Annotated in this window: 6 protein-coding genes; 5 read left to right on the forward strand and 1 reads right to left on the reverse strand. The window is 50.1% G+C overall.

What is annotated here, in order from left to right; genetic code table 11:
* The first annotated feature begins 128 nt into the window (after positions 1-128).
* The 5 genes from FE781_RS17175 (at position 129) to FE781_RS17195 (ending at position 4,172) form a co-directional block, all read left to right on the forward strand.
* Positions 129-1,190, forward strand: coding sequence for a Ger(x)C family spore germination protein (locus FE781_RS17175; RefSeq protein WP_281281923.1), 1,062 nt, complete (start codon positions 129-131; stop codon positions 1,188-1,190).
* A gap of 98 nt (positions 1,191-1,288) precedes the next feature.
* Positions 1,289-1,591 carry an ArsR/SmtB family transcription factor gene (locus FE781_RS17180; RefSeq protein WP_138790829.1) on the forward strand — a complete coding sequence of 101 codons (303 nt, stop codon included), beginning with the start codon at positions 1,289-1,291 and terminating at the stop codon, positions 1,589-1,591.
* Positions 1,592-1,696: 105 nt separating this feature from the next.
* A complete protein-coding gene (locus tag FE781_RS17185) occupies positions 1,697-2,665 on the forward strand; it encodes an LLM class oxidoreductase (RefSeq protein ID WP_138790830.1) in 969 nt (322 codons plus the stop codon).
* A 17-nt stretch (positions 2,666-2,682) separates the two neighbouring features.
* A complete protein-coding gene (locus tag FE781_RS17190; RefSeq protein ID WP_138790831.1) occupies positions 2,683-3,318 on the forward strand; it encodes an NAD(P)H oxidoreductase in 636 nt (211 codons plus the stop codon).
* Positions 3,319-3,323: 5 nt separating this feature from the next.
* Complete coding sequence (locus FE781_RS17195; RefSeq protein ID WP_138790832.1) at positions 3,324-4,172, forward strand: sugar phosphate isomerase/epimerase family protein; 849 nt, start codon at positions 3,324-3,326, stop codon at positions 4,170-4,172.
* A gap of 104 nt (positions 4,173-4,276) precedes the next feature.
* Here FE781_RS17195 and FE781_RS17200 read toward each other — a convergent pair whose 3' ends face one another.
* A complete protein-coding gene (locus FE781_RS17200) occupies positions 4,277-4,870 on the reverse strand; it encodes a YdeI/OmpD-associated family protein (protein WP_138790833.1) in 594 nt (197 codons plus the stop codon).
* Between the last annotated feature and the right edge of the window lie 350 nt (positions 4,871-5,220).

Genomic DNA, 5,220 nt, shown 5'->3' on the forward strand with positions numbered 1-5,220 from the left:
TATCTATAGAAGCCACGGTTTGATCCTCCTTCTAAAGTAGAGTCGCGTCACTTTAGTAGAAATCATACCGTGGCTTCCCTTGTCAAGAAGCTCGGCGCAATTTTACACCACTACTTGAGACTATAACGATCGCCTGTTTGTTGTTCAGCGTTCTGGCCTTGGCCGCTTGCGCGCAAAAAGAGATTATCGATAAGATCACCATGCCGATCGTTCAGGGCTACGACAAAGCCGAACCCCATCAAATCGAATTGACGGTGGCGGCTCCCGTATTTCATGCCGATCGATCCGTCTCGGACAAAATCTATTCGTCGGTCAGCCATACCGTCAAAAACGCCAGGGAACAGATGCGGTCCGAAATCCGAAAACCGTTTTCCATCGGGAAGCTGTCCGTTACGCTTTATAGCAAAGACTTGGCCAAAGACGGCCTGGAATGGCTTTTGGACCCGCTTATGCGTGACGCCCGGATTTCGAACAAAAGTTATTTGGCGATTGTCGACGGAAAAGTAAAAGAGTTGCTGGAGTCCAAATTCAGCCTGGAAGAAGAAAAAGGCGTATTTCTAAAGGAACTGATCGACGGCAAAATACAAGTCGGGCATCTCCCGAGAACCAACCTGCATAAATTCGAGTATTTGCTGTACGGCAAAGGCATGGACCCGTATTTGCCGATCCTGAAACTTCAGGACGACACGGTCGGCATATCCGGTTTGGCTCTGTTCAAGCACGATAAATATGTAACTTCGATTAATCTGGACCAGATGCGCGTATTCCGGCTGCTCCGCGAAAACGTCAATCACGGCACCTACGAAGTCAAGCTGGATCAAAATCAGTACGCGATAGTGGAAAACCAAAGCTCAAAGGTTCGTTACCGAGTCGGCGGCACGGCCGACAAACCTGAAGTGACGATCAATCTGGCGCTGAAGGGAGCCGTTACGGAATACTCGGGGGTCCGGTTAACGGAACGGGACCTGCGGAATATCGAGACGGGGCTGGAGAAGCAAATCGCCGATACGGGGAAAATGTTGTTGCACACCTTTCAAAAACGGGGAATAGATCCGTTCGGCATAGGCGACCGCGTCCGGAGCAAAACGCGAAATTGGGAGGAGGAGGCTTGGGAAGGGCAATACCCGGACACGCCCATCGCGTTAAACGTCGAGGTCAAGGTGGTGGAGAGCGGAGTATCCAGACATTAAAGTATTCCAAACGGCCGCGTCGTAATGTTAGAATAAATAAAATCCGATGAGTTACGACTCACCCCATACGATCGCATGGATGCATCTGGAGGTAGCCTATGGAGCTTTTGGACGTATTTAAAGCCTTGTCCAATGAAACGAGATTGCTGATTATGCAGTGGTTAAAAGAGCCGGAGACGCATTTTCCAAAACCGCACAGCGGAGATATCCACGAAGACGGAGTCTGCGTGAGCGACATCCATAAAAAAGTGGGACTGTCGCAATCGACCGTGTCCCTATACTTGTCCATGCTCCAGAACGCCGGATTAATAAAGGCGAAGCGCATTGGGCAATATACGTATTATAAAAGGGACGAGGAAAATATCCGAAAAATGATGGAGCTGCTGTCCCGGGAATTGTAAATCGCTTCTTCCCCGACCGCTTTTTTGGTCTTGCGCGAGCCCGATTTTTCGTTTATTATATCGATAATTATAGATATCTATTAATATGGATATGGAGGGGCGAAGATGAACAAATTTGCCAACCATAAAGGGTACTCGCGTATGTTCAAAGAAGACCATCTGACTCTCGGATTGTTCTTTCCTCTGGAGGCCTACTCGGGCAGCATTCCGGAGATGGACATAGAAAAGCAGGTTAAACTGGCCAAACGGGCCGAAGAGCTTAATTTTGCCGCCTTGTTCGTCCGGGATGTTCCGCTGCATGACCCGAACTTCGGCGATGTGGGCCAAATTTACGATCCCTGGGCCTATCTGGGCTATATCGCCGCTCATACGAAAAACATCGCGCTGGGCACCGCAAGCATTATTCTGACGTTGCGGCACCCGCTGCATATCGCCAAAGCGGCCGCTTCCATCGATCACCTGTCGAGCGAACGTCTCGTTCTCGGAGTGGCCACCGGGGATCGTCCGATCGAATTCCCGGCGTTCTCGGTTGATTTCGAAAACCGCCCCCTCTTGTTCCAGGAAGCCGTATCGGTCATGAAAAAAGTATGGAGCGAGAGCTTCTCGACGATCCGGTCGCAGCGGATCGACCTGTTGCACGGAGGGGACCTGCTGCCGAAACCGCGTCTGGGGGATATTCCGATGCTGGTTACGGGCCACAGCTCGCAGTCGGTCGAATGGATTGCCCAAAATAGCGACGGCTGGCTGTATTATCCCCGCAATGTGAAATTTCAGGCGGAACTGATTAAAAATTGGCGCTCGCTGACCGACGAGTTTAAGCCGTTCAGCCAATCGCTCTATATCGACTTAACGGAAGACCCGAATCATCCGCCGATCCCGATTCATCTGGGGTTCCGAATCGGGCGAAATCCGCTGATCGAGTTTATTCATTTCCTGAAGAATGTAGGCGTCAACCACGTGATCATCAACTTGAAATACGGCCATCGTCCGGCCGAAGAAGTGATCGAAGAACTGGGGGAAGAGGTGCTTCCGCATTTCCCGGCGTTAACCCCCGAGCCGCAAGAAAATGCGTGAGGATGGGAGTGGCTGATATGAAGGTGTTGACGATCGTCTCGCATCCCAGACGAGAATCGCTTACGTTTTCCATCGCCGATCGATTCGTTCAAGGACTTGCCGATGCCGGACATGAAGTTGAAATCGCGGACTTGTACGGGGAGGAATTCGATCCGCGAGTCTTTGAAAAAGACGAACCCGATTGGGACGACCCCCGGAAGCGTTATTCCGCGCGCGTTCAAGCCGAGATCGAAAGGCTGAAACGGAACGACGGACTCGCGTTTATCTTCCCGGTATGGTGGTATTCCTTGCCTGCCATGACGAAAGGTTATATCGACCGGACGTGGAACTACGGTTTCGCTTACGGCGGATCGCGTCTTCCGCACCGAAAAGTCTTATGGATTCCGCTAGTCGGGGAGACGGAAGCCAGCTTGAAGAAACGCAATTTCGACACCATGATCGCCCATTATCTGAATGTCGGTCTGGCCGGATATACGGGCATCGCCCAATCGGAAGTGGCCTTTTTGTACAATACGCTGGCCGAAGATATGGACAACGAGGATGAAATCAACAAGCATTACGAGAGCCTGTTCCAACGGGCGTATGAATTAGGCCTTACGTACGGCGATTCGGCGGGGAACCCGGGAGCCGATTCGCCGGGAAGGAGGAACTGACCGCGATGGCTTACCGAGTGTATGCAATGGATTTTTCCTTTTACAACTCCATGGGGATTTACAGTTTCGAAGCGCGGTGCGAGATGCTGAAGGAGATCGGATACGACGCGACGCATATGTCCGTCTGGCACGGAGAGCGGTGGAGGGACGCGGCGAAGCTCGCCGCCGTCAAGGAGAAATACGGGCTGGACGTCGCGGGCGTATACGTCGTGCTGGACCTTTCTTTGGGCGAGAGCCATCCGAGAAACCAGGGCATCCTGAAGCTGCTGGAGACGATTGAGGGATGTTCGACGGTCGAGCTGGCGATCCAATCCGTCGGAAGCCATCTGCGCCCCTCGGACCCGGCGGGCGACGACATCGCGGTGAAGTGGCTCGAACAAGCGCTCAAGATTTGCGAGCGGCGCAATATCAATCTCCTGCTGTACACGCACCTCTCCTTCTGGGTCGAACGCCACGAAGATGCGGTGCGGCTGTGCCGCCGGCTGAACCATCCCAATCTGGGCATCGTGTTCTGCGGTTACCACTGGTACGCCGTAGACGGGTCCAATCTGCCGGGCGTGCTGGCTGAGGTGGCGCCGTATCTGAAGCAAGTGAATCTGTCCGGCAGCCGCCGAAATCCGCACGGCTTCGGCAACGTTGCCACGATCGAGCCGCTGGACGAAGGCGAGTTGGACAACTTCGCGGTGCTTGGGCAGCTTAAAAAGATCGGCTATCAAGGAATGATCGGCTTCCAGGGCTGGAGCGAAGGGGGCGACGCTTACCTGAAGCTGAGCCGCTCGCTCCAGGCGTTCCGCGACATGGAACGGCGTCTCGAAGCGCATCCGCACTGGGCGGAATTGAGATTGCTCCCGTAATCCGGAAACTATATGACGTGCCGAATGACAATCATTTCGGCACGTCTTTTTTATTGATATAGGCTATCCCATTTTAAATTAATTTTATTTTCTAATCGAATATACTAATCATTTAATCCCTTTCCATTGAGAATTCGCTGCATACATTTTTCAACCCTTGACGTTCGAGTTTTGGATTGTTTGGGTTCAGAAAAATAAAGAATGTATGCTCTTTGCCGTCCCGGCGTCAATGCTTCAAAAGCAGTTTTCAAGGCAGGGATTTCATCGAATTTATTTTGAAGTTCTTCAGGAATGTTGAATTCTGTATTCTTTTTAAAATTCACTTCCAAACCGGCTTTTTCAACTTCAACGGCTTCATAAATATAGGCCTTCAAGATGGTTTCCATTGCAACGATTTCTCGAACATGGGTGAACCGAATCTGGCGCGCCGCCTGGACATTCTCCGTTTGTCTGATTAGAATACCATGGGTGTCATGTAACAAGGCACCTTTGAAAAACAGAAGCGCACAGTATTCTTTAAATCCATGTATTAAAACGATGTTTTTTTTCTGAAACGTGTAACAAGGATGCATCCACTTCAATTCTTCGGTCAACCCACAGTCAAGAACGATATTTCTCAACTTCTCATATTCTTCCTTCCATTTTTTAGCTTTACTTAAAAATTCATCAACCTTAGGATTCATTCTACTATTTGTCATCAAGGAGCACTCCTCTTCAATTTTTCGATCAGCTGACAGCCAAGAATGATCATTCTTAATTTCTTCGAAGAGATTTTATTCGACGTTGTGTTTTCGTACTCCTTGCGATCAAGGTAGCGAAACCATTGTAAACAGCTCCGAGCCATATGATGACAAATATCAACAGTTGAGTTTAACATAGCCGTGATATAAAGCAGGAGGAAAAACATTGAATCGATTTAGTTAGTTTCCCCTGAAAAAGTCAGGGTGTTTTGAGCATAATTAAAAGGAATTCAGCACCTCAAAATGGAAATTGTTATTGACGAGATAACAAAGTTCCACACCCCGAGGGAAGAATTCCTTTGCTATAG

The organism is Paenibacillus thermoaerophilus (assembly GCF_005938195.1).
Classification (GTDB): Bacteria; Bacillota; Bacilli; order Paenibacillales; family Reconciliibacillaceae; genus Paenibacillus_W; species Paenibacillus_W thermoaerophilus.